The 22,760-nt window shown below is 69.7% G+C and carries 20 protein-coding genes and 1 pseudogene; 7 read left to right on the forward strand and 14 right to left on the reverse strand.

The window, feature by feature from the left end:
• The first annotated feature begins 264 nt into the window (after positions 1 to 264).
• Positions 265 to 2,172, forward strand: coding sequence for a propionyl-CoA synthetase (locus AC1DU4_RS00595; protein WP_477837036.1), 1,908 nt, complete (start codon positions 265 to 267; stop codon positions 2,170 to 2,172).
• 186 nt (positions 2,173 to 2,358) lie between these two features.
• On the opposite strand, the gene AC1DU4_RS00600 is transcribed toward AC1DU4_RS00595, so the two are convergent.
• On the reverse strand, positions 2,359 to 4,497 hold the full coding sequence (locus tag AC1DU4_RS00600) for an HNH endonuclease signature motif containing protein (RefSeq protein WP_477837038.1): 2,139 nt from the start codon (positions 4,495 to 4,497) through the stop codon (positions 2,359 to 2,361).
• A gap of 67 nt (positions 4,498 to 4,564) precedes the next feature.
• Complete coding sequence (locus tag AC1DU4_RS00605) at positions 4,565 to 5,173, reverse strand: DinB family protein (RefSeq protein WP_477837040.1); 609 nt, start codon at positions 5,171 to 5,173, stop codon at positions 4,565 to 4,567.
• Between the two features lie 97 nt (positions 5,174 to 5,270).
• Here AC1DU4_RS00605 and AC1DU4_RS00610 point away from each other — a divergent pair, with 97 nt between their 5' ends.
• Positions 5,271 to 5,861 carry a lipocalin family protein gene (locus AC1DU4_RS00610; protein ID WP_477837042.1) on the forward strand — a complete coding sequence of 197 codons (591 nt, stop codon included), beginning with the start codon at positions 5,271 to 5,273 and terminating at the stop codon, positions 5,859 to 5,861.
• A 5-nt stretch (positions 5,862 to 5,866) separates the two neighbouring features.
• On the opposite strand, the gene AC1DU4_RS00615 is transcribed toward AC1DU4_RS00610, so the two are convergent.
• On the reverse strand, positions 5,867 to 7,345 hold the full coding sequence (locus tag AC1DU4_RS00615) for an SDR family oxidoreductase (protein ID WP_477837043.1): 1,479 nt from the start codon (positions 7,343 to 7,345) through the stop codon (positions 5,867 to 5,869).
• Between the two features lie 20 nt (positions 7,346 to 7,365).
• Positions 7,366 to 8,700 carry a cryptochrome/photolyase family protein gene (locus AC1DU4_RS00620; protein ID WP_477837044.1) on the reverse strand — a complete coding sequence of 445 codons (1,335 nt, stop codon included), beginning with the start codon at positions 8,698 to 8,700 and terminating at the stop codon, positions 7,366 to 7,368.
• Here AC1DU4_RS00620 and AC1DU4_RS00625 point away from each other — a divergent pair.
• Together AC1DU4_RS00625 and AC1DU4_RS00630 are read left to right on the forward strand one after the other, a co-directional pair.
• On the forward strand, positions 8,699 to 9,454 hold the full coding sequence (locus AC1DU4_RS00625) for a response regulator transcription factor (protein WP_477837045.1): 756 nt from the start codon (positions 8,699 to 8,701) through the stop codon (positions 9,452 to 9,454). The two genes, AC1DU4_RS00620 and AC1DU4_RS00625, sit on opposite strands and share 2 nt — an antisense overlap.
• Complete coding sequence (locus AC1DU4_RS00630; protein WP_477837047.1) at positions 9,451 to 10,788, forward strand: sensor histidine kinase; 1,338 nt, start codon at positions 9,451 to 9,453, stop codon at positions 10,786 to 10,788. The genes AC1DU4_RS00625 and AC1DU4_RS00630 overlap by 4 nt, the downstream gene beginning before the upstream one ends.
• Positions 10,789 to 11,008: 220 nt before the next feature.
• Here the strand turns inward: AC1DU4_RS00630 and AC1DU4_RS00635 are convergent, their stop codons facing one another.
• Positions 11,009 to 11,656, reverse strand: coding sequence for a response regulator (locus AC1DU4_RS00635; protein WP_477837048.1), 648 nt, complete (start codon positions 11,654 to 11,656; stop codon positions 11,009 to 11,011).
• Positions 11,653 to 12,804 (reverse strand): sensor histidine kinase, encoded by a 1,152-nt coding sequence (locus tag AC1DU4_RS00640; protein WP_477837050.1) that lies wholly within the window; start codon positions 12,802 to 12,804, stop codon positions 11,653 to 11,655. Before AC1DU4_RS00640 ends, AC1DU4_RS00635 begins: the two co-directional genes overlap by 4 nt.
• Before the next feature lie 228 nt (positions 12,805 to 13,032).
• Between AC1DU4_RS00640 and AC1DU4_RS00645 the strand changes: the two genes are divergently transcribed.
• Complete coding sequence (locus tag AC1DU4_RS00645; protein WP_477837051.1) at positions 13,033 to 13,488, forward strand: DUF6326 family protein; 456 nt, start codon at positions 13,033 to 13,035, stop codon at positions 13,486 to 13,488.
• A gap of 312 nt (positions 13,489 to 13,800) precedes the next feature.
• Here AC1DU4_RS00645 and AC1DU4_RS00650 read toward each other — a convergent pair whose 3' ends face one another.
• The 6 genes and pseudogenes from AC1DU4_RS00650 to pdxH form a co-directional block, all read right to left on the reverse strand.
• Entirely contained in the window at positions 13,801 to 14,169 is a 369-nt protein-coding gene (locus AC1DU4_RS00650) for an FKBP-type peptidyl-prolyl cis-trans isomerase (protein ID WP_477837429.1), read from the reverse strand.
• A gap of 6 nt (positions 14,170 to 14,175) precedes the next feature.
• Positions 14,176 to 14,526 (reverse strand): annotated as a pseudogene (locus AC1DU4_RS00655) (FKBP-type peptidyl-prolyl cis-trans isomerase); the annotation flags it as partial.
• A 5-nt stretch (positions 14,527 to 14,531) separates the two neighbouring features.
• On the reverse strand, positions 14,532 to 15,830 hold the full coding sequence (locus AC1DU4_RS00660; RefSeq protein WP_072842951.1) for a citrate synthase: 1,299 nt from the start codon (positions 15,828 to 15,830) through the stop codon (positions 14,532 to 14,534).
• 144 nt (positions 15,831 to 15,974) lie between these two features.
• Positions 15,975 to 16,922 (reverse strand): aldose 1-epimerase family protein, encoded by a 948-nt coding sequence (locus tag AC1DU4_RS00665; RefSeq protein ID WP_477837052.1) that lies wholly within the window; start codon positions 16,920 to 16,922, stop codon positions 15,975 to 15,977.
• 24 nt (positions 16,923 to 16,946) lie between these two features.
• Positions 16,947 to 18,248 carry an MFS transporter gene (locus AC1DU4_RS00670; protein WP_477837053.1) on the reverse strand — a complete coding sequence of 434 codons (1,302 nt, stop codon included), beginning with the start codon at positions 18,246 to 18,248 and terminating at the stop codon, positions 16,947 to 16,949.
• Positions 18,245 to 18,946, reverse strand: coding sequence for a pyridoxamine 5'-phosphate oxidase (gene pdxH / locus AC1DU4_RS00675; protein WP_477837054.1), 702 nt, complete (start codon positions 18,944 to 18,946; stop codon positions 18,245 to 18,247). Before pdxH ends, AC1DU4_RS00670 begins: the two co-directional genes overlap by 4 nt.
• 239 nt (positions 18,947 to 19,185) lie before the next feature.
• Here pdxH and AC1DU4_RS00680 point away from each other — a divergent pair, with 239 nt between their 5' ends.
• Together AC1DU4_RS00680 and serC are read left to right on the forward strand one after the other, a co-directional pair.
• Entirely contained in the window at positions 19,186 to 20,313 is a 1,128-nt protein-coding gene (locus tag AC1DU4_RS00680; RefSeq protein ID WP_477837055.1) for a citrate synthase 2, read from the forward strand.
• Positions 20,314 to 20,446: 133 nt separating this feature from the next.
• Positions 20,447 to 21,571 (forward strand): phosphoserine transaminase, encoded by a 1,125-nt coding sequence (gene serC / locus AC1DU4_RS00685; RefSeq protein ID WP_477837057.1) that lies wholly within the window; start codon positions 20,447 to 20,449, stop codon positions 21,569 to 21,571.
• Between the two features lie 63 nt (positions 21,572 to 21,634).
• Here the strand turns inward: serC and AC1DU4_RS00690 are convergent, their stop codons facing one another.
• Together AC1DU4_RS00690 and AC1DU4_RS00695 are read right to left on the reverse strand one after the other, a co-directional pair.
• Positions 21,635 to 22,150 carry a hypothetical protein gene (locus AC1DU4_RS00690; protein WP_477837058.1) on the reverse strand — a complete coding sequence of 172 codons (516 nt, stop codon included), beginning with the start codon at positions 22,148 to 22,150 and terminating at the stop codon, positions 21,635 to 21,637.
• A 214-nt stretch (positions 22,151 to 22,364) separates the two neighbouring features.
• Positions 22,365 to 22,754, reverse strand: a complete 390-nt coding sequence (locus AC1DU4_RS00695; RefSeq protein ID WP_477837060.1) for a RidA family protein — start codon at positions 22,752 to 22,754, stop codon at positions 22,365 to 22,367.
• Between the last annotated feature and the right edge of the window lie 6 nt (positions 22,755 to 22,760).

Genomic DNA, 22,760 nt, shown 5'->3' on the forward strand with positions numbered 1-22,760 from the left:
GTTCCGCTCGCTCGTGCCATGCCGCAAGTACAAGACGCTACGAATCGAGAGTCAAGTTTCGAGGTGTCCTATTCGAGTTGTGCCGCCCGAGCACGACCTCGTCGGCGGCCGCCCCGGGCGACGGTGACGACCGTTCACCGACGGTTCGGCGCCAACCACCGACGGACAGGCGTCGCAGACCTCGTATTCGCGCTGTGTGCACGCCGGTGTCCCCTAGTGTTCAGTGCACGTCACAAGCACACAAGTACTGGGAGAGGACAGCCGATGAGTGCAGTCGAGCGGGCCACGGGCTCGTACGCCGAGGCCTTCCGTCAGAGCGTCGAGCAGCCGGAACAGTTCTGGCTCGAGGCCGCGGAAGCCGTCGACTGGGACGTCGCCCCGACTCGTGCGCTGGACTCGTCATCCGCCCCGATGTACCGCTGGTACCCGGACGCGACGATGAACACCTGCCACAACGCGCTCGACCGGCACGTCGCGGCGGGCCGGGGTGAACAGGCCGCGCTGATCTACGACTCCGCCATGCTCGGCACCACCCGCACCTACAGCTACGCGCAGCTGCTCGACGAGGTGTCCCGGTTCGCCGGAGTACTGACCGCGCAGGGCATCTCGGCCGGCGACCGCGTCATCGTGTACATGCCGATGATCCCGGAGGCGGCGGTCGCGATGCTCGCCTGCGCGCGCATCGGCGCGGTGCACTCGGTGGTGTTCGGCGGGTTCGCTGCCGCCGAGCTGGCCGCCCGTATCGACGACGCGGAGCCGAAGGCGCTGGTGACCGCGTCCGGCGGGCTCGAGCCGGGCCGCACCATCGAGTACCTGCCGATGGTCGAGCGGGCGCTCGGGCTGACCGACAAGGCGCCGGCCGTCGTGATCGTCAAGGACCGTCCGAGCATCCCCGGCTCCGCTGCCGACGTCGCGGGCTGGCTGGACTGGGACGCCGAGGTCGCCGCGGCCGCTCCCGCGGACTGCGTGTCCGTGGCCGCGACCGATCCGCTCTACATCCTGTACACCTCGGGCACCACCGGGAAGCCGAAGGGTGTGGTCCGCGACAACGGCGGGCACGCGGTGTCGTTGACCTGGTCGATGCGCAACCTCTACGACATCGGCGCCGGACAGGTGATGTGGACGGCCTCCGACGTCGGCTGGGTGGTCGGGCACTCGTACATCGTGTACGGCCCACTTCTCGCCGGCGCCACCACCGTGATGTACGAGGGCAAGCCGGTGGGCACGCCCGACGCCGGCGCATTCTGGCGGGTGGTTCAGGACCACCAAGTGCGGGCGCTGTTCACCGCACCGACCGCGATCCGCGCGATCCGCAAGGAGGACCCGGAGGCGAAAGAACTTGCCAAGTACGATATCTCGTCGCTGAAGACACTCTTCGCCGCGGGCGAGCGGCTCGACCCCGACACCTACGAGTGGGCCGGCAGGGTGCTCGGCGTGCCGGTCGTCGACCACTGGTGGCAGACCGAGACCGGTTGGGCGATCTGTGCGAACCTGAGGGGCCTCGAGCCGATGCCGATCAAGGCCGGATCCCCCACCGTCCCGGTGCCGGGCTACCGCGTCGAGATCCTGGACGGCGAGGGTGCGCCGGTCGAGGCCGGCACCGAGGGCAACATCGTCATCGCGCTGCCGATGCCGCCCGGCACGCTCGCAGGGCTCTGGCGCGACGAGGACCGGTACGTCAGGTCGTACCTGTCCACCTTCGACGGCTACTACCTGACCGGCGACTCCGGGTACATCGACGAGGACGGGTACGTGTTCGTGCTCGGCCGCAGCGACGACGTGATCAACGTTGCCGGGCACCGGCTCTCGACCGGCAGCATGGAGGCCGTGGTGGCCGAGCACCCCGAGGTCGCCGAGTGCGCGGTGATCGGGATCCGGGACGAGCTCAAGGGCCAGCGGCCCAGCGGCTACGTGGTGCTCAAGTCCGGTTCCGAGATCGATCCCGAGCAGCTGCGCAAGGACCTGGTCGCGATGGTCCGCGACCAGATCGGTGCCGTCGCGACCTTCCGTGACGTGACCGTGGTGCAGGCCCTGCCGAAGACCCGGTCCGGCAAGATCCTGCGCAAGACGATGCGTCAGATCGCCGACCACGACGAGTACACGGTGCCGTCCACGATCGAGGACCCGGCGGTGCTCGACGCGTTGGCCAAGCTGCTCGGTCCGGACGCCTGACGGGGCGCGCCCACGGTTCGGCGAGGGCAGCGACCCGCCCGGTCGCGGCCCTTGCCGTCACGGCCCTCACCGTCGTGGCCGTCGCGGTGGTGGCCCACGCCGTCACCATCGATCGGATCGGACGGTCGAGTGGCTGGCGCGATACCCGGGCCGGTTCGGGACCGGCCATCGCACCGGGCCTGCTGCTCAGAACGGTGGCGGTTCCTCGGGATTCGCCGATCTGTGGTGGCCGTGACTGCCGATGATCCGCGGGCCGGGGACCGTCAGCGTGTCGCTGCCCTGCGCACCCGCCGGCAGCGTCACCTCGCTCGTACCGAGACTCGAAGTCCACAACAGCGCGTGACCGCGCAGCGCGACCACGTTCCACAGCCGCAACGTCTTGAGCTGATGATGAAAAGCGCACAGGCACTCCAGGTTGGAGACAATCGTCCACCCACCCGCGGCCGGGTTCCATATTCGGAATTCGACGATGTGGTCGACCTGGCATGCGTCGGCAGCACGGGCGCAGCCCGGGAACCGGCAGTGCCCGTCCCGGGCACGGACCATCGCCACCGTTGCCGCGTCCGGGCGGTAGCTCAGCGCCCCGTCCGGGGGCGCCGGCAATCCGCCGTGCCCGTTTGGGTACTGCCCCAGCGCGAGAGTCGGATCGGCTCGCACCGCGGCCAGGATCGCCTCGGCAACTGTGCCGAGACTGAGCGGTACCGGTCGCATCGGAGGCTCACCCCTGGTCCGTTTGCCTGCTCGGGCTCCCGACCTCGCAGACCGCACCGAGGCTGCCGAGCACGGTTTGCCGGGTGGTCGCGGTCCGTAGTCGGGCACGTATCCGGCCCTGCGGCGGCCACCGCGGGCAAGGAACGAACGCACTCGGTACCGCGACCGTAGCGCTGGCGGCGCCTCGATGTCCGAGCCTGCAGGTGGAGTGTCCGATGACGTGGGACCTGACGCCGACACGGGCGCCTGCCCGACCGCCGGAGCAGTGCCCCGCGTATCGGGTTGCGTCGCAAGGTCAGCTGTGTCGGCTGCGGCTGGAGCGTCGGTGGTTGCGGCGTCGGTGGTTGCGGCGTCGGTGTTTGCAGCGTCGGTATTTCGAGCGCCGGTGGTTGTTGCAGTATCGGTCACGGCAGCAGCATCGGCCACTGCACCGTCGACGGCAGCAGCACCGGTCACGGCACCATCAGTTCCGACATCGGCAGTCATCGCATCGGCGGTCGTACCGTCGACCACAGTCGGCTCAGCACGCGCAGCCTCAGTGGGCAAATCCGAATCCGAATCATTCTGACCCACCACAACATCCGGTGGGCCATCTCCACCGACTCCGGCCGTGGCCACCTCGAGAATATCGCCTACGTCGGTGACCAAGCCACGCTTCTCCGCAATGTCCAGCGCCTCCGCCAGCAGCACCTGCCAGGTCCCGTCCGCCGCCAACCGCCTCGCCAGTTCGGGATCGATGAAGCCGTGCCCGTGCAGGTACGCCGGCTGCGACAACAACCCGACCAGGGTCGCGACATCTACCGTGATCTGCGTCAACGGCGTCCGCCGACCCGGCATCGACGCCCGCCCCGACGCAGTACAGTCCTCCCACTCGCACCGGCACGCCAGGTGCGGCTCACCGTGCATGATCGCCATCACCGCATCGGCCATCCGTTCCTGCGCTCCCCGCGGATCGTGCGGACACACCGTCGCCGTCATCTCCGCGACCAGCTGCATGAACTGCGCGCCCTCCTCGGGCGAGACCGTCACCTCGATCACCGACGAGCTCCCCCGCGACCGCCGCACCACCCGCCGACCGCGCTGCTCGAACTCCCGCTGCTCGGCCGCCTCCTGCGGCGAGTACTCGCAGATCAGGCGAAAGATCTCCCCCGCCAACGGTCCCGGCGTCAACTGCCGTGCGGCAGCAACGATCTCCGACTCAAGCGCCGCCACCGTCTCGAGTCGCAATCCGGCCGTGTCCCGCGCGATCACCCGCACCCGTGCGCAGTCGAGGTCGCCCGCCTCGAAGGCCGCCCGCACCCGGGGCAGTCGCAGTCGCAGATCCATCCCCAACTCCGCGTGGCCCTGCGCGACCGTTCGGGAACATCCCCAGCGCACCGCCAACTCCGCGATCGCGTTGTTGCCGCAGTCGGTGATGTCTCCCGACCCCAGCCGCACATCCCGCTCGATCCACGATTCCCAGAACCGGCCCGCCGCGAGCACCTTGAGCGCCGCGCACGTGTTCTCACCGCGCGCCGTCTCGGTCGCCTCGGTCAGGTCGATCGCATCGACCAGCACCGCCGAGGTCTCCGCCTCGACCCTCGAGTTCGCTCCACCACACCTGGTTTCGAACATGGATGCGACGCTACGCCTGGGGCCCGACAACTCTCCGAATCCGCCGATCACCGCCGGTCAGGGGCAATTACCCAGCCGTTCGCGACCGGCCCTCAGCGAACGGCTCGGCTGCGGCCTGGACCCGTCGGTGGTGCGCGAGACGACGGTCGGCGTCCGTGTAGGGCAGGTTGTCGTTGCCCTTCGTCATTCCCGCGATGCCGTCTATCAGCTCCCGAACGATGTCGGCGTGCCCGGCATGGCGCGCCGTCTCGATGTTCATGTGCAGCAGGATCTGGTGCAGGGTGACATTTTCATCGGGCCACCCCGGCGCGCATCCGGGAGAGTCGAGATCGAGGGCGTCGAACGTCTCACCGGCGTGCGCCCACGAACGTCGGTATAGACCGTCCACAATGAACTCCGTCGACTCGTCCGGAGTCGCCCACAGGTCGACGTTCTCGGCGGCACCGGGCCGGTCCCAGGGCAGCTCCAGGGGGGCGGGCCGTCCGAAAACATCTCCGAAGTAGCCGAATTCGCATGCGGCCAGGTGTTTGACGAGACCGAGAAGGTTGGTACCGGTCGGTGTCAACGGACGGCGGAGGTCGTACTCCGAGAGACCCTCCAGCTTCCACAGGACCGATTCACGCAGCACCTGCAGTCGCCCGATCAGGTCTGACTTGTTCGCGGCTTGCGAGGTCATCCAGGCAGCCTAGGCGGACAATCGAAGACACCGGTAGACCAATCCGCCCGGCGCGCGGCGCCGAATCACCACTGACACGAACACCAGGCAGCGGAGGTTGATTGTGAGAAACGCCGTCGGAGCACTGCTCGCCGCGGGATCCGCCCTTGTCCTGGCGGTCCCTGCCCAAGCCCAGTCTGCACCGTTGGCACCGGTGGCCGCCGTCGACATCGGGCGGTACACCGGGACCTGGCTGCAGCTCGCCGCGGTGCCACAACCGTTCAGCCTCGACTGTGCGCGCGACACCCGTGCGACGTACTCGCTGGTAGACGCCCGGAACGTCCGGGTCCAGAACAGCTGCGAGACCTGGTCCGGGACCCGCAACGAGATCGTCGGCAATGCACGAGTCAACGACCCGGTCACGAACGCGCAGTTGCACGTGAGCTTCCCCGCCGTGCGGTCCCAGGACTCGCCGGACGGACCGACCAACTACGTCGTGACCTACCTCGCCGAGGACTACTCGTGGGCGTTGGTCGGGGACCCGGCCCGTTTCTCCGGCTTCGTGCTGTCGCGGGTCCCGGCCGTCACCGCCGAGCAGTGGCGGCAGATCCGTGCGGTGGTCGAGTCACGCGGGTACAACTCGTGCCTGCTTCTCACCACGCCTACCTCCGGCGGACGCGACGACATCCGTCCGCTCTGCACGCTCTGACGGCCTCAGGATGCGCTCTGATGCCGACGGGCAGCGGTTCCGGTGATGTTGTTGACCATGCCCTTGAAGATGACCCCGTGAAACGGCAGGAGCGCGTACCAGTAGGCGCGGCCGGCGATTCCGCGTGGGAAGAAGGTTGCCCGCTGGTCGAGGCGGGAACCGCTCGGCGCGGCGTGGACCCGCCACTCGAGCCAGGCGCCACCCGGCGCGCGCATCTCCGCCCGCAGTCGCAGTAGGGCGCCGCGTTCGATCTTCTCCACCCGCCAGAAGTCGAGCGCGTCCCCGGTCTGGAGCCGTCGCGCATCACGACGGCCGCGACGCAGGCCCACCCCGCCGACCAGCCGGTCCAGCCAGCCGCGGACCGCCCACGCCAGCGGGAAGGAATACCAGCCGTTCTCGCCGCCGATGCTCTCGACCACCTGCCACAGCGTCTGCGCGTCCGCCTCACAGGTCTTGCTGCGTTCGTCGGTGAACACCACCTCGCCGGCCCAGACCGGGTCAGACGGGAGCGGATCCGAGGGCGTTCCAACCGGTGCGGCGTTCGCCCACGTCGTCTCCACCTCGCCCCGCTCGATGCGGCCCAGGGCCAAACGCACCGCCTCCCGGTACGGGGTGAGCCCGCCCGCAGGCGGCGCAATGACGTCGTCGATGCCGTGTTCGGTCATCACCGCGTCGTTCTGCAGCGACTCGATCAGCGCCCGCCCCAGACGAGACGGGATCGGGGTCACCAGCCCGATCCACAGGCCGGCCAGCCGCGGCGTCAGCACCGGAAGGACCAGGATGCGACGGTTGGCCAGACCCGCGACCTGCGCGTAGGTCCTCATCATGTCGCCGTAGCCCATCACGTCCGGTCCACCGATGTCGTAGGTACGACTGCGCGGCAACGGGGCCTCCGCCGCGGCGACCAGGTAGTGCAGGACGTCCCGGACCGCGATCGGTTGGATCCGGTTGTTCACCCACCGCGGCGTGGTCATCACCGGCAGCCGATTGGTCAGGTGCCGGATCATCTCGAACGATGCCGAACCGGATCCGATGACCACCCCTGCCTGCAACGCCATGGTCGGGATTCCCGAGTCGATCAGGATCCGCCCGACCTGGGTCCGGGAACGCAGGTGCGCAGACAGTTCCACCCCCGCCGGGTGCAGCCCACCCAGGTAGACGATGCGCGACACGCCCGCGGACCGCGCCGCGGCGACCACGTGCTGTGCGCCACGGCGCTCGGCGTCGGCGAACGCCTCGCCGCCGCCCATGGAGTGGACGAGGTAGTAGACGACGTCGATGTCCCTGAACGCCGCTGTCAGCGAGTCGGTGTCGTCCAGGTCGCCGCGGCAGATCTCGACGTCACGCGCCCACGGCACGTCCCGGAGCTTGTCCGGGGAACGCACCAGCACCCGAACCGAGTACCCGGCTGCGAGCAGTCGTGGTGTCACCCGGCCACCGATGTAGCCGGTCGCACCCGTGACCAGCACGCGCAGGTCGCCCATCACTCGACGATAGCCCTGCCTCAGCGCCCGAGTTCTCCGAGGCGCGCCAACGACTCTCGACGCTCGACGGCGTGGTCGACGACGGGGTCCGGGTATCCGGACGGGCGGCCGGCCTTCAGCGCGTGCACGGCGCCGCCCGGGACCCCGCGCAGCTCCGGTACCCAGCGGCGCACGTAGTCGCCGTCCGGGTCGAACTTCTCGCCCTGAGTAGTCGGGTTGAACACCCGAAAGTACGGCGCCGCATCGGTTCCGCAGCCCGCGGTCCACTGCCAGCCGTGCTGGTTCGAGGCCAGGTCCCCGTCGAGCAGGTGGGCCATGAAGTACCTGGCCCCACGCCACCAGGGCAGGTGCAGGTCCTTCACCAGGAAGGACGCGACGATCATCCGGACCCGGTTGTGCATCCAGCCCTCGGCGAGCAGCTGACGCATCCCGGCGTCGACAATCGGGAACCCCGTGCGCCCCTCGCACCATGCGGCCCAGGACAACTCGGCGTCCGGGCCGGTGTCGTACCGGATCGCGTCGAACCGGCTGTCGTAGTTGTGCCGGGCACTGTCCGGGCGGTGGTAGAGCACGTCGGCGTAGAACTCACGCCACGCCAGCTGGCGCAGGAAGGCCTCCGGCCCGGCACCGCGCAGACCGGCGAGATCCGCGAGCACGGTGCGCGGGTGGACGGACCCGTACTTGAGATCCACCGACAGCCGGCTGGTCCCGTCGAGGTCGGGCCGGTCCCGAATCCTGTGGTAGTCGGCGAGGTCGCCGTCACGGAACCGCGCCCACCGCTCGAGCGCGGCCCGCTCCCCCGCCGCGGGTCCGCCCGATGCCGCGGGCCGCGGGACCGGCACCCGCGCAGGCAGTTCCGGATCGAGCCAGTCCACCGCGACGCCCGAGCCGGCGGGTGCGCGCCAGCCGTGGTCGAGCCACCGACGGAAGTACGGCGTGAACACCCGGTAGGGACCGCCGTCGGCCTTCGTCACCCGGCCCGGCGCGACGGCATAGGGCGAGCCCGTCCGCACCAGCWGCACCCGCTCGGCGACCGCGTCGTCGCGCCGACGCCCGTACGGCCCGTAGTCCGCGCTGACGTGGACCTCGCTCGCGCCGACCGCCGCCGCGACCGCGGGGACGACCGACACGGGATCGCCCCGCACGACGCACAGGCGGCCGCCCAGCTGCTCGTCGAGTGCGGACAGGCTGCGGAACAGGTGGTCCCGCCGGACAGCACCGGACGGCCCGAGAATCGACTCGTCCAGGACGAAGAGCCCGAGCACCCCCGCGGCGCCGGCCTCGGCCGCCGCGGACAGCGCCGGCAGGTCCCCGGTGCGCAGGTCACGGCGAAACCACATGACGGAGGCGGGCATGCCCGTCTTTCTACACCCGCCCGGCGGGTGCGGGCACAATGCAGGGGTGACCGAACCCGCCGCCGCCACGGTCCTGGTCGTCGACGACGACCAGGACGTCCTGCTCTCCCTGCGTCGCGGCCTGCAGCTGTCCGGATTCACCATCCTCACCGCGGCCAACGGCGCGGAGGCCCTGAGGGTGGTCGCGGACCGGAACCCCGACGCGATCGTCCTGGACATGAACATGCCCGTCCTCGACGGCGCCAGCGTGGTGACCGCGCTGCGCGCGATGGGCAACGACATCCCGATCTGCGTGCTGAGTGCCCGTTCCTCGGTGGACGACCGGGTGGCGGGACTCGAGGCGGGCGCGGACGACTACCTCGTCAAACCGTTCGTCCTGGCCGAGCTCGTCGCCCGTATCCGCGCCATGCTGCGCCGTCGCGCGACGCCGCCACCGGCGCCCGCGCCGCAGGGCACGCTGACCGTCGGCGCGCTGACCGTCGACCTGCTGGGCCGGCGCGCGGTCGTCGGTGGCCACGAGATCGAGCTCACCAAAAGGGAATTCGAGCTGCTCGCCGTCCTGACGCGCAACAGCGGCGTGGTCCTGAGCCGTGAACGGCTGCTCGAACTCGTCTGGGGGTACGACTTCGTCGCCGACACCAACGTCGTCGACGTGTTCGTCGGCTACCTGAGGCGCAAGCTCGAGGCCGACGGCCGCCCCCGCATCCTGCAGACCGTGCGCGGGGTGGGGTTCGTGCTGCGGGACGCCCAGTGAGGGCCCGCCGGTCCTACTCGCTGCGAGCCCGCGTCGCCGCCGCCACCGCGCTCGGCGCCACCGTCATCGTCGCCCTGCTGGGAGTCTTTGTCGCGTTCGCGATCTCACGCAACAACATGAACCAACTGGACCGGCGGCTGGAGACCGCGACGCGCGTGCTGATCGCGAACGCCGCGACCGCCGCGTCGTTCCTGCCCACCTTCGGCGACGGCGGCGCGTTCGCCGTGACCATCCGGGCGGGAACCGACGTCATCGTGAGCACCCCCACCCGGCTTCCCGAACTCGACCCCGGCGCAGCGACCGTGCACGTGGACGGCACCGCCTACCGGGTGAACACCAGCCGAATCGCCGACAGCGACAACCTGATCTCGCTTGCCGTACCCGCGGCGGAGGCCCGCGACGTCACCGCCGAACAGCAACGCTGGGTGGCGGTCTCCGGTGTGCTCGCGATCGCCGCCGCCGGCGGTCTCGGCTGGATCTTCGGGGGCCGGGCGGTCCGGCCGATCACCGCGTTGACGCGGCACATCGGTGCCGGCACGCCGCAGCCCGGCCCGCCGCCGAAGGTCTCCGGCGTCCGGGAGGCCGAGGAGCTGGCGGACGAGCTGGAACTGATGCTCGCGCGGATCGCCGAGGCGCAGGCGCAGTCCGCGGCGTCTCTGGACACCGCCCGCGACTTCGCCGCCGCGTCGGCGCACGAGCTGCGGACCCCGCTGACCGCGATGCGCACCGACATCGAGGTCCTCAGCACCCTCCAACTCGACGACGCTCAACGCGCCGAGATCCTCGGAGACCTGGCACGTACCCAGGGCCGCGTCGAGGCGACCCTGTCCGCGCTCGAACGGCTCGCGTCGGGCGAGCTGTCCAGCGAACGCGACCACGTGCCCACCGACCTGGCCGAGCTGTGCGACATCGCCGCCCAGGAAGCCATGCGCCAACGGCCCGGCCTCGCGGTGCGGGTGGAGTCCGACCCCTCACTGGTCATCAACGGCCTGCCCGCCGGCCTGCGGCTCGCGCTGGACAACGCGATCGCCAACGCGGTCCGGCACGGCGGGGCGTCGACGGTGGTGCTGACGGCCCGGCGCACCGGGCCGGACACGGTGACGGTCACCGTCGACGACAACGGCACCGGCGTGCCGGTGACCGAGCGTGAAGCGGTGTTCGAGCGCTTCATCCGAGGCTCCGGGGCCGCGCGTGGCGGGTCGGGACTGGGCCTGGCGCTGGTGGCACAGCAGGCCCAGTTGCACGGCGGCCGGACCTACTTCGAGGACAGCGAACTGGGCGGCGCCCGCCTGGTGCTCGAGTTCGCGGCGCCGCGAAACCAGCCGCGAGGCTAGTGGCGTGTCCCGGTTTTGGTTGCCTGGTTGAGGGCGACGCGCCCGCGGGCGACTTTCTCGAGGACGGATTCGGCGGTCGCGGTCCAGATCAGGGGTTTGGAGTCCTCGTTGTGGACTGCGAGGTAGGTTTCGATGGCTTCGATCAGGTCGGGTACGGAGTGGAAGATGCCGCGGCGTAGGGCCTTGTCGGTTAGTAACGGCGGCGGGAGCCTTTGCGGCGTCAGATGCGGCCGGTCTCGTGGGCCCACATCGCGACCTCGACGCGGTTTCGGGCGCCGAGCTTTCGCATGAGGCTGGCGAGGTGGGCTTTGACGGTGCTTGGGGTGATGTAGAGCTCGCTGGCGATCTCATTGTTGGTGCGGCCTTGGGCTACAGGCACGAGGACTTCCTCCTCGCGGGCGGTGAGCGGTTCTATCGGCTGCCTCGGTGGTGAGGGCTGTGCGTGGGCGAACGCTGCGAGCAGTCGGACAGTCACGCTGGGGGCGATCAGTGCGTCTCCGTCGGCGGCGGCGTGGATGGCCTGGGTCAGCAGGGCGGGTCCGGCGTCCTTGAGCAGGAACCCGCGGGCGCCGGCTCTGAGCGCCCCGTGGACATACTCGTCGAGGTCGAAGGTGGTGATGACCACGATCGGYAGGGGGTCGGTGACGTCGGGGCCGGCGAGGCGGCGGGTGGCTTCGATGCCGTCCATCAGCGGCATTCGGATGTCGAACAGGCCGACGTCGGGACGCAGTTGGAGCGCCAGGCGGACTGCCTCGCGCCCGTCGGCAGCCGCGCCGACCACTTCGATGTCGGGTTGGGCGTCGAGCAGCATCGTCAGCCCGGTGCGCACGATGGGCTGGTCGTCGGCGATGAGGACCCTGATGCTCATCGTGGCGTCCCGGTTCGGGGCAGGACCGCCTCTACCCGCCAGCCCCGCTCGGCTGCGGGGCCTGCGTGGAAGGTGCCGCCGAGCAGTGAGGCACGTTCCCGCATGCCCACCAGGCCGTAGCCTGCTGGGGTGCGGCCGCCAGCGGCGGAGCCGTCGTCGTCGATGGTCAGCCGTACCCGGTCGGCGTCGCCTGTGACGGCGACGGTGACCCGGGTCGCGTGACGGGCGTGCCGTCGAGCGTTGGTGATGGACTCCTGGGCCAGGCGGTAGATCGCGGCCCCGACCGCCGGGCTGAGGTCGTCGAACTCGCCGAATAGCGTCACCTCGACGCAGGGACGCGTCCGGCCATCGGTGGCGAGCTGCTCGACCTCGGCCACGCCGGGCTGCGGCGCGAACTCGGTGTCCTGTGAGGCGCGGAGCACGCCGACGATGGCGCGCAGCTCGGTGAGGGTGCGGGTCGCTGCGTCCTCGATGACGGCCAAGGCCTCGATGGCGCGCTCGGGGTGGGAGGCCGCGATGGCACGTCCTGCTTGGGCCTGGATGGCGATGCCCGAGACGTGGTGGGCGACGGTGTCGTGGAGCTCGCGAGCGAGCTGTTCGCGTTCGCGGGCCTTGACTTGGTCGATGTCGCGGATGCGGATCTTCGCGCGATAGCGGATCGCGGCGCCGAGCGCGGCGGCGAACAGGAAGAACGCATATCCTGCGACCGCCTCTGCCAGGGTGGTGGGGTCGGCGCCGTGGGTGGTGATGATGGCCAGCCAGAGCAGGATGACGCCGAGGCCGCTTGCGGCTTCCCGACCGGAGCCCCACCGGAACAGGGCGTAGGCCAGGATCAGCACCGCGAGGGTGCTGTTCAGCACGGCGCCTTGCGACCCGGTGAGAATTCTGACGATGTCGACGATCGTCAACGTGCCGCAGGAGACCGCAACCGCGACGAGCGGGTGCGTGCGTCGCCACAGCAGGGGGCCGAGGACCGCGAGCACCGCGAGTAGCTGCAGCGGGCGTGGCGCCAGGTCCTGGCGAAGCACCACTTCCACCACCGACCAGCAGATCAGTACTGCGACCAAGGCCCAGTCCCGCGGCCCCCGGCCCGGGGCATTCGTGGGTCGAGGTTCGGCCCACAGCGAGCGGAGCGCGTTGGTGGCCATCTGATCAGCCTAGGCAGCCCGCGTGCTCGGTGCCTCCGCCGAAAGTACAAGAGCTCGGCTGTGCCAACGGCCAGGTCGAATCAGGCTCCGGGGCTAATGTGCCAGCCGCCGGCATCCGTGAAGGTGAAAGCACCCACCCGATCAAGCCAAGGAGCATTGATGAGAACGCCTCAATCCCACACTGCACCAGAGAATCCACCGTCCCAGAACACGCTGGAAGATCTGCGCATGCCCGTGCAGGCCAAACTCGCAGCAGCATGGACCAGCTTCATGTTCCTCTACATCTACGTCGACTACCTCGCCCTGTACAAGCCCGGCTTCCTCGACGACCTCCTGGCCGGCATCGTCCACGAGTTCGACATCGGTCCAACCTTTGTCGCCATTGCGCTCACGCTCATGGCCATCCCGATCCTCATGATCCTGCTCTCCGCGACACTGCCCGCCCGTGTCAACCGCACCATCAACCTCGTCGTAGCAACGCTCTACATCCCCGTCTCGATGTTCAACGCGGCAGGGGAGTCCTGGACCTACTTCTACTTCTACGGCCTCTCCATCGGACTCGAGGTGCTGCTCCTGGCCTTCATCCTGCGCTCCGCCTGGACCTGGCCACGCCGCACCGCATCACCGGCGACCCTGGCAGCCAGCCTCGACAGCGAGCCACTCCGCACGCCGCAGCAGACGTGACTGCCCGCCCCGCGCCCGACCATCCTTCGCTCGCCCCACCCGCGGGCACGGTCACCTGACTCAGCGTTCGCTGCTGAGAACTCCGTCCCACCCGATCCCCCAGAAAGGTCCGGTCATGATCGAGGCACGCGAGCTCACCGAGCGCTACGGCGACACCACCGCCGTGCACTCCCCTTTACGGGACATATCACTAGGTGCCGGTGGTATCGCCCGCAGACCCCACTCAGACCGGTCTTCGGACCCGGATCGGAAACAGGGCCCCGCATCGGTGTCGATGCGGGGCCCTGTCTGCGATGCGTCTTGGCTGTGTGACTACCTCGTGCCGAGCAGGTCGATCACGAAGACCAGCGTCTTGCCGGAGAGCTGGTGCCCGCCACCGGCCGGACCGTAGGCCAGCTCCGGCGGAACCGTGAGCTTGCGGCGGCCGCCGACCTTCATGCCGGGGATACCCTTCTGCCAGCCCGGAATCAGCTGGGCGAGAGGGAACTTCACGGAATCGCCACGCAGGAACGAGGAGTCGAACACCTCGTTGGTGTCGAACTCGACACCGTGGTAGTGGACGTCGACGACGGCGCCGGGCTGCGCCTCCGCGCCGTCACCGACCTCGATGTCCTCGATCACGAGCTCTGCGGGTGCCGGGCCGGCGGCCGGCTCGATCACCGGCGCCGCCGGCGGAACCACGACGTCGAGCAGGTCGATCACGAAGACCAGGGTCTTGCCGGAGAGCTGGTGCCCACCGCCGGCCGGGCCGTAGGCCAGCTCCGGCGGGATGGTCAGCTGGCGGCGTCCCCCGACCTTCATGCCGGGGATGCCCTCCTGCCAGCCGGCGATCAGGCCCGCGAGCGGGAACTTGATGGACTCGCCGCGGCTCCAGGAGGAGTCGAACTCCTCGCCGGACTCGAACTCGACGCCGAGGTAGTGGACCTCGACCTTGGCGCCGGGAGTGGCCTCGGCGCCGTCACCGACGGTGATGTCCTTGATCACGAGCTCGGTGGGCGGGGGGCCCTCCTGAAACTCGATTACCGGCTCGTTGCTCATGCGGGTCACCTGCTTTCCAGGTCGGTGTAGTTGCGTTCGGTGTAGCCGGTGTAGATCTGACGCGGGCGGCCGATCTTGGTGGCCGGGTCCTCGTGCATCTCGCGCCAGTGCGCGATCCAGCCGGGCAGCCGGCCCATAGCGAACAGCACGGTGAACATCCGCGTCGGGAAGCCCATCGCGCGGTAGATCAGGCCGGTGTAGAAGTCGACGTTCGGGTACAGCTTGCGCTCGATGAAGTACTCGTCGGTGAGCGCGGCCTCCTCGAGCGCCTTCGCGATCTGGAGCAGCTCGTCGTCGCCGCCGAGCTTGGCCAGGATGGTGTCCGCGGCCTTCTTCGCGATCGCCGCGCGCGGGTCGTAGTTGCGGTAGACGCGGTGCCCGAAGCCCATGAGCTTCACGCCGTCTTCCTTGTTCTTGACCTTGCGGACGAACTCCTTGACGTCGCCGCCGCTGGCCTTGATCTCGTCGAGCATCTCGAGCACGGCCTGGTTGGCGCCGCCGTGCAGCGGGCCCCACAGCGCGTTGATGCCGGCCGAGACCGAGGTGAACAAGTTGGCGTCGGACGAGCCGACCATCCGCACCGTCGACGTCGAGCAGTTCTGCTCGTGGTCGGCGTGCAGGATCAGCAGCATGTCGAGCGCCTTGGCGACCTCGGGGTCGACCGCGTACGGCTCGGCCGGGAAGCCGAACGTCATCCGGAGGAAGTTCTCGACCAGGGAGAGCGAGTTGTCCGGGTACAGGAACGGCTGCCCGACGGACTTCTTGTACGCGTAGGCCGCGATGGTCGGCATCTTCGCCAGCAGGCGGGTGGTCGACAGCTCGACCTGCTCCGGGTCGTCGGGGTCCAGCGAGTCCTGGTAGTACGCGGACAGCGCGTTCACCGCGGAGGAGAGCACCGGCATCGGGTGCGCGTTGCGCGGGAAGCCGTCGAAGAACCGCTTGAGGTCCTCGTGCAGCATGGTGTGGCGCTGGATGCGGGTGGCGAAGGCCGCCAGCTCGTCGGCCGAGGGCAGCTCGCCGTAGATCAGCAGGTAGCTGACCTCGAGGAAGCTCGAACGCTCCGCCAGCTCCTCGATCGGGTACCCGCGGTAACGCAGGATGCCGGCGTCGCCGTCGATGTAGGTGATCGCAGACTTGGTGGATGCGGTGTTGACGAAGCCCGGATCGAGGGTGGTGTACCCCGTCGCGGACAGGAGCTTGCCGAGCTCGATCCCGTCATTACCCTCGGTGGCCCTCGCGATTGTCATCGCATGTTCGCCACCGGGGTAGCTGAGCGTGGGCTTGGTTTCTTCGGCAGCGGGCACGGATGACCCCTCTCAAACTCGAACCTTGCGAGTAGCAATATCAGTCGAGTAGAACCTAGTCGCAGTCAGCTTCGGCTGCCCAGCGAGGGTCGCTGTGGCGCTCTGTGCGCCACAGTCAAAGTGCCGTGAGCTGTGGTTATCCGATCAGCATATGCCCAGCCCCCAGCTTCCGCTCCAGGTTTGCCCGGGCGCGAGAACAAGTTGGTCGATGCCCGAGTTGAAGGCGTCCGGCGGGCAGGTCATCGGCTCGACTGCCAGCGCCCGGCCGCGGCCCGGGTAGCCCTTCCCGATTGCGGGATCCGCGGTGAACACCTGGATCCAGCCGAACCGGCGGTCCGTCCACAACACCGTGCCGACGCCGTCCGGTGCGCGCAGCACGTGCCGGGCCCGGCCGTCGGGGTCCGGCACGATCGAGCTGAACGGGGTGTCCAACCGCACGCCCGCGAGGTCGCGTGGCGAGGTGAAGTCGAACTCGGTGCCGTAGACGGACTGCGAGTTGCCCTCGGGCAGCATCCGGTCCGGGTCGAGCGGCAGCCGGGTGCCCGCGGTCAGCTGCAGCGTGCAGTCGTCGAGCGGGGTGTCCCCGACGCGGACGTAGGTGTGCACGCCGAGCCCGAACGGAGCCGGCATCGCGCCGATGTTGGTGGCCGTGTGGGTGACGGTGAGACCGTCCGGGCCCAGCTCGTGACGCACCCCGACCTGCAGCGGGTACGGCCAGCCCTTGTGCAGGCCCACCCGGATCGTCTGCTCGACACTGCTCTCGGTACGTCCGACGAGCTGCCACTCGTCCCGTCGCACGAGGCCGTGGATGGCGTTGTGCCGGTCCGGTTCCGTGATCGACAACTGGTGCTCGACGCCGTCGAAGACGAAGTGCCCGTCCCGGAGCCGGTTGGGCCACGGCGCCAGCACCAGGCCCGCCGACAGCGGCGGCCGCTCCTGGGCGGACCACGTCTCGGTGAGGGCCCGGCCGTCGCACTCGAGCAGTCGCAACGCGGCGCCGCGGGAGACCACCTCGGCGCGGTAACCACCGAAGCTGAGCGGGTAGGCGCGCACGCCGGCGGACTCGATCACGCGGGACACGGACTCAGGCATGGATCCCAGTGTCCACGAATCGCCTCACCTTGCCACCGAATCCGACGCTCGACCCTCCCCGACGCGGTATCGGAGGAACATCGGGAACGCCAGGCAGGCGAGGGCCACCCCGACCACTACCAGGATGCCGCCGCCGGCCGCGGCGACCGCGGTGCCGACCGATGCGGCGGCCGCCCCGTGCAGCACGTCGCCCATCCGGGGGCCGCCCGCGACCACCACGATGAACACGCCCTGCAGTCGGCCGCGCATCTCGTCGGTCGCCACCTGCTGGAGCATGGTGCTGCGGAACGCCGCGGAGACCATGTCGACCGCGCCGCCGAACGCCAGGAACCCCAGCGCCACCCAGAGGAAGATCGCGCTGTCACCGGGACTGGCCAGGCCGACCGTGACGCCGAAGCCCACCATCGCCAGCCCCCAGAGCACGATGCACGCCACCACCGCACGGCCCTGGTACCGCACCCCCGGCAACCAGCCGGAGAAGACGCCGCCGAGCACCGCGCCCGCGGACATCGCCGCGAACAGCAGGCCCAGCGCGACGCCGCCGGTCACCGGGTCCCCGAACGTCTCGTTGGCGATCTGCGGGAACAGCGCCCGCGGCATGCCGAACACCATCGCGACGATGTCCACCACGAACGAGGCCAGCAGCACCTTCTGCGTCGACAGGTACCGGAACCCGTCCAGCACCGCACGCAGCCCGGCCTTCGTGGTGTGCCCGGTCGGCGGCAGCGCGGGCAGCGCCAGCACCGCCCACAGCGTCGCCATCAGCAGCACCGTGTCGATCAGGTACAGGCTGGCCAGCCCGATCGTCGGGATCAGCACGCCGGCCAGCAGCGGCCCGGCGATCGCGCCGAACTGCACGACCGTCATGTTCAGGGAGTTGGCCGCCGGCAACTGCTCGCCGGGGATCAGCCTCGGGATGATCGCGGCGCGGGTCGGCTGGTTGACCGCGAAGAACGCCTGCTGCAGCGAGAACAGCCCGAGTACCACCCAGACGTTGGCCATGCCGGCCGCGGCCTGCGCCCAGAACAGCAGCGAGGTCACCGACAGCCCGATCGTGGTGATCGTCATCAGCCGCCGCCGGTCCATCACGTCGGCGAGCGCGCCGCCCCACAGGCCGAAAAGCACCAGCGGGACCAGCCCGAACACCCCCGTCAGCCCGACGTAGGCCGAACTCCGGGTGATCTCGTAGACCTGCTGCGGCACCGCGACCACGCTGAGCTGCGCACCGATGACGGTGACGACGCCCGACACCCACAACCGCCGGTAGTGCGGCTCGCGCAGCGGGGTGGTGTCGGCCAGCAGCCGCCGACGGGGTTTCCCGGTCACGGTTGCAGTCGCGTCGCGGTCCAGCCGCCCTCGGCTCGGGTGACGAGCACCCGATTGTGCATGCGGTTGGCGCGGCCCTGCCAGAACTCGACGGTCTCCGGCCGGAGCAGGAGTCCGCCCCAGTCCGGCAGCACCGGAACCTGTTCCGTGTCTGCGAACCGCGCGGTGACCTCCGCGAGCCTCGCGTCGAGGGCGCTCCGGGACTCGATCGGCTGAGACTGCTGCGAGGCCCAGGCGCCGAGCTGCGAACCCCGCGGGCGGGTGTGCCAGTAGGCGGCGGTGACCTCGGCGGCCACCCGTTCGACCGGGCCGCGGACCGTGACCTGGTGTGCGAACGCGGTCCAGGCGAAGGTCGCCGAGGCGTACGGGACGGCCGCGAGTTGCCTGGCCTTGGTGGAGCCGTAGTTGGTGTAGAAGACCAGCCCTTCCTCGGACAACCCCTTGCACAGGACCGTGCGCGAGGCCGGCCGACCCGCCTCGTCGACGGTCGCCAGCACCATCGCGTTCGGCTCGACCACGCCGGCGGAACGGGCCTGGTCGAGCCACCGGCGCAGCAGCGGCAACCAGCCGTCTTCGAGGGCCGCGACATCCAGATTCGATTCCGGGGCAGGCGAATTCATCGCCTGGGCCGCATATCCCACGCGCATCGCGGCCAGGTCGGCGGGTACCGCGGGCAGGTTGTCGGAATCGGGTGACACGGGTGAACACGTTACTACCGGGTACGCACTCCCCGACCGGCGCGTGTTAGGGGATAGAGTTTCGAGACAACCGGACCCGCCGAATGGGGATTCGCACCCGCGATTCGCACCCGGCAGGGTCAGCAGTTTGCGCGGCGGCTCGTGCCTGTGAACCATGCATGCGCCCGCAAGACGGTCGAAGCTTAAGTCAGTGGTGCAGCCCGGACCGGCGGCACTGAAGATGAGGAGAGTCCACGAGCATGGCAGCGAGCGCGGTAGTACCCGAGGATTTTGTGAGTGGACTCGAGGGCGTCGTCGCCTTCACCACCGACATTGCCGAGCCCGACAAGGACGGTGGCGCGCTCCGCTACCGCGGCGTCGACATCGAGGACCTGGTCGGTCGCGGTGTCACCTTCGGCGATGTGTGGGCCCTGCTCGTGGACGGCCAGTTCGGCCAGGGCCTGCCGCCCGCCGAGCCGTTCCCGCTCCCGATCCACACCGGCGACGTCCGCGTCGACGTGCAGGCCGGCCTGGCCATGCTGGCACCGATCTGGGGCTACCAGCCGCTGCTCGACATCGACGACGAGACGGCCCGCGACCAGCTGGCCCGCGCCTCCGTCATGGCGCTGTCCTACGTCGCCCAGTCGGCCCGCGGCATCTACCAGCCCGCCGTGCCGCAGAAGGTCATCGACGAGTGCTCCACCGTCACTGCACGTTTCATGACCCGCTGGAAGGGTGACCCGGACCCGCGGCACACCGAGGCCATCGACGCCTACTGGGTGTCCGCCGCCGAGCACGGCATGAACGCGTCCACCTTCACCGCCCGCGTCATCGCCTCCACCGGCGCCGACGTCGCGGCCTCGCTGTCCGGCGCCATCGGCGCGATGTCCGGCCCGCTGCACGGCGGCGCCCCGGCCCGCGTGCTGCCGATGATCGAGGAGACCGAGCGGACGGGCGACGCCCGCGCGCTGGTCAAGGGCATCCTCGACCGCAAGGAGAAGCTGATGGGCTTCGGGCACCGCGTGTACCGCGCGGAGGACCCCCGGGCCCGCGTGCTCCGCGCCACCGCCAAGCGCCTGGACGCGCCGCGCTTCGAGGCGGCCGCCGCGCTGGAGCAGGCCGCGCTCGCCGAGCTGCGCGAGCGTCGCCCGGACCGCGCCATCGAGACCAACGTCGAGTTCTGGGCCGCGGTCATCCTGGACTTCGCCGAGGTGCCCGCGCACATGATGCCCGCGATGTTCACCTGTGGCCGTACCGCCGGCTGGTGTGCGCACATCATGGAGCAGAAGCGCCTGGGCAAGCTGGTCCGCCCGGCCGCCATCTACACCGGCCCCGAGCCCCGCACCCCGGACACCGTCGCCGGCTGGGACCTGGTCGGCAAGGTCTAGTTCACAGGCTCCGCTGCTACACCGCACCACAGCGAACGGCCGGGCGAGCTCACACCGAGCCGCCCGGCCGTTCCACGTGGGCGTCTAAACTACCCGTACACAGGGCCCATCAACGCTTAGGACACATTGACCAATGGCTGACGCAACTACACCGATCATCCCCGCCGACCTCAAGCCCGTTGACGGCCGTTTCGGTTGCGGGCCCTCGAAGGTCCGCCCCGAACAGCTCCAGTCGCTGGTGGACGTCGGGGCGTCGGTGTTCGGCACCAGCCACCGCCAGAAGCCGGTCAAGAACGTCGTGGCCCGCGTCCGGTCCGGCCTGGCCGACCTGTTCTCGCTGCCCGAGGGCTACGAGGTCGTCCTCGGCAACGGCGGCACCACCGCGTTCTGGGACGCGGCCGCATTCGGCCTGATCCGCGAGAAGTCGCTGCACCTGACCAACGGCGAGTTCAGCTCCAAGTTCGCCTCGGTGGCGAAGGGCAACCCGTTCATCGGCGACCCGATCGTCGTCTCGGCCGAGCCGGGCAGCGCGCCGGTGCCGGTCTCCGATCCGTCCGTCGACCTCATCGGCTGGGCCCACAACGAGACCTCGACCGGTGTCGCGATCCCCGTCTCCCGCCCCGCGGGTTCGGAGAACGCCCTCATCGCCATCGACGCCACCTCCGGCGCCGGCGGCCTGCCCGTGAACATGGCCGACGCGGACGTCTACTACTTCGCGCCGCAGAAGTGCTTCGCGGCCGACGGCGGCCTCTGGGTGGCGCTGATGAGCCCGGCCGCGCTCGAGCGCGTCGCCGAGATCAAGGCGTCCGGCCGCTGGACCCCCGAGTTCCTGTCGCTGCCCATCGCGGTGGACAACAGCTCCAAGGACCAGACCTACAACACCCCGGCCCTGGCCACCCTGCTGATGTTCGCCGACCAGATCGAGTGGATGAACGGCAACGGCGGCCTGGACTGGACCACCAAGCGCACCGCCGACTCCTCCTCGCGCCTGTACAACTGGGCCGAGGCCAGCGAGTACGCGACGCCGTTCGTCGCAGATCCGGCGCACCGGTCGCAGGTGGTCGGCACCATCGACTTCGACGACAAGGTGGACGCCGCCGAGGTCGCAAAGATCCTGCGCGCCAACGGGATCGTCGACACCGAGCCGTACCGCAAGCTGGGCCGCAACCAGCTGCGCGTCGGCATGTTCCCGGCCATCGACCCCGAGGACATCACGCAGCTGACCAAGAGCATCGACTGGGTTGTCGGCCAGCTCTGACCACTGCACACGAGAGCAGCCCCCGACCTCGAGGTCGGGGGCTGCTCTCGTCTCGGGCGGGTGTCAGCTGCCGAAGGTGCTCAGCACGCCGTTGATCAGGCCCGCGACGGCGCCCAGCGGGTCTTCTGCGGAGCCGCCGGCGGGGGCGGTGCCCTTGCCGCCGGTCACGGTGACCTTGGACACGGGGATCGGGTCCTGGTAGTCGGTGTCGCCGTCTTCCTTGCACTTGGTGCGGACCTGGTACTCGCCGTCCGCGAAGGTCGCCGAGGTGCCGGTGCCCGACGCGTCGACCAGGATCTGGCCGGCAACCATCTTCTCGCCCTCGATGAGGAAGCTCTCGCCGACCTTCGTGGTCTTGTCGAGGACGGTGGCGTCGGGCTGGTAGACGGTGCCCTCGCACTTGACGAACGCCTTGGTGGTGTTCAGGCCGGTCATCGCGATGGAGATGGTGCCCTTGCCCTCGTCGGCGGTGACGGTCGCGGCGCTGGTGACGGCGGCGGAGCCGATGGCCGGGTTGGCGACGAGGCCGAGCACGGAGAGGCCGGCAACGGCGCCGACGGCGGCCAAGTGCCGCTTCATGGAGGTAGCCACGAGAGTTGTCCCTTCGGTCTGCGTCCGATCCCGGAGGACGAACCGCACATATGTTTAGCCTGCCCTACATTAGGACAGGCTAAAATTAATGAGATTCCACACTCGAAGTCAACTCATGTGACGACCGGCACAACGCGGGGCGACTCAGACGGGTCAGCCCCCGGCACGTGATGCCGGGGGCTGACTCGCTGCCGAGGCGGTGCTACTCGACGATCAGGGCGTCGGCCTCGATCTCGACCAGCAGCGCGGGGTCGATGAGCGCGCTGACCTCGAGGATCGTCGTCGCGGGACGGATGTCGCCGAAGACCTCACCGTGCGCGAGCCCGGCCTCCTCCCACCGGCTCATGTCGGTGAGGTAGATCCGGGTGCGGATCACGTCCTCGGGCTTCGCGCCCGCCTCGGCGAGGGCCGCGACGACCCGGCTGACGGCCTCACGGGTCTGCTCGGAGAGGCTGTCGCCGCCGACCGGGCCGTCGGGGCCCGACGCGGTGGTTCCGGACACCGACACCTGCTGGCCGATGCGGACGGCCCGCGAGTAACCGATCTTCGACTCCCAGTCGGAGCCGGACGAGATGTTGTTTCGATTCGACATGGGGAG

It is taken from the genome of Rhodococcus sp. P4_F5, from assembly GCF_056401315.1.

Bases quoted from the DNA above. Each gene is read 5' to 3' on its own strand.
- AC1DU4_RS00595 (WP_477837036.1), top strand. From the start codon at position 265: ATGAGTGCAGTCGAGCGGGCCACGGGCTCGTACGCCGAGGCCTTCCGT.
- AC1DU4_RS00600 (WP_477837038.1), bottom strand. From the start codon at position 4,497: ATGTTCGAAACCAGGTGTGGTGGAGCGAACTCGAGGGTCGAGGCGGAG.
- AC1DU4_RS00605 (WP_477837040.1), bottom strand. From the start codon at position 5,173: ATGACCTCGCAAGCCGCGAACAAGTCAGACCTGATCGGGCGACTGCAG.
- AC1DU4_RS00615 (WP_477837043.1), bottom strand. From the start codon at position 7,345: ATGGGCGACCTGCGCGTGCTGGTCACGGGTGCGACCGGCTACATCGGT.
- AC1DU4_RS00625 (WP_477837045.1), top strand. From the start codon at position 8,699: ATGCCCGTCTTTCTACACCCGCCCGGCGGGTGCGGGCACAATGCAGGG.
- AC1DU4_RS00640 (WP_477837050.1), bottom strand. From the start codon at position 12,804: ATGGCCACCAACGCGCTCCGCTCGCTGTGGGCCGAACCTCGACCCACG.
- AC1DU4_RS00645 (WP_477837051.1), top strand. From the start codon at position 13,033: ATGCCCGTGCAGGCCAAACTCGCAGCAGCATGGACCAGCTTCATGTTC.
- AC1DU4_RS00665 (WP_477837052.1), bottom strand. From the start codon at position 16,922: ATGCCTGAGTCCGTGTCCCGCGTGATCGAGTCCGCCGGCGTGCGCGCC.
- AC1DU4_RS00680 (WP_477837055.1), top strand. From the start codon at position 19,186: ATGGCAGCGAGCGCGGTAGTACCCGAGGATTTTGTGAGTGGACTCGAG.
- serC (WP_477837057.1), top strand. From the start codon at position 20,447: ATGGCTGACGCAACTACACCGATCATCCCCGCCGACCTCAAGCCCGTT.
- AC1DU4_RS00690 (WP_477837058.1), bottom strand. From the start codon at position 22,150: ATGAAGCGGCACTTGGCCGCCGTCGGCGCCGTTGCCGGCCTCTCCGTG.
- AC1DU4_RS00695 (WP_477837060.1), bottom strand. From the start codon at position 22,754: ATGTCGAATCGAAACAACATCTCGTCCGGCTCCGACTGGGAGTCGAAG.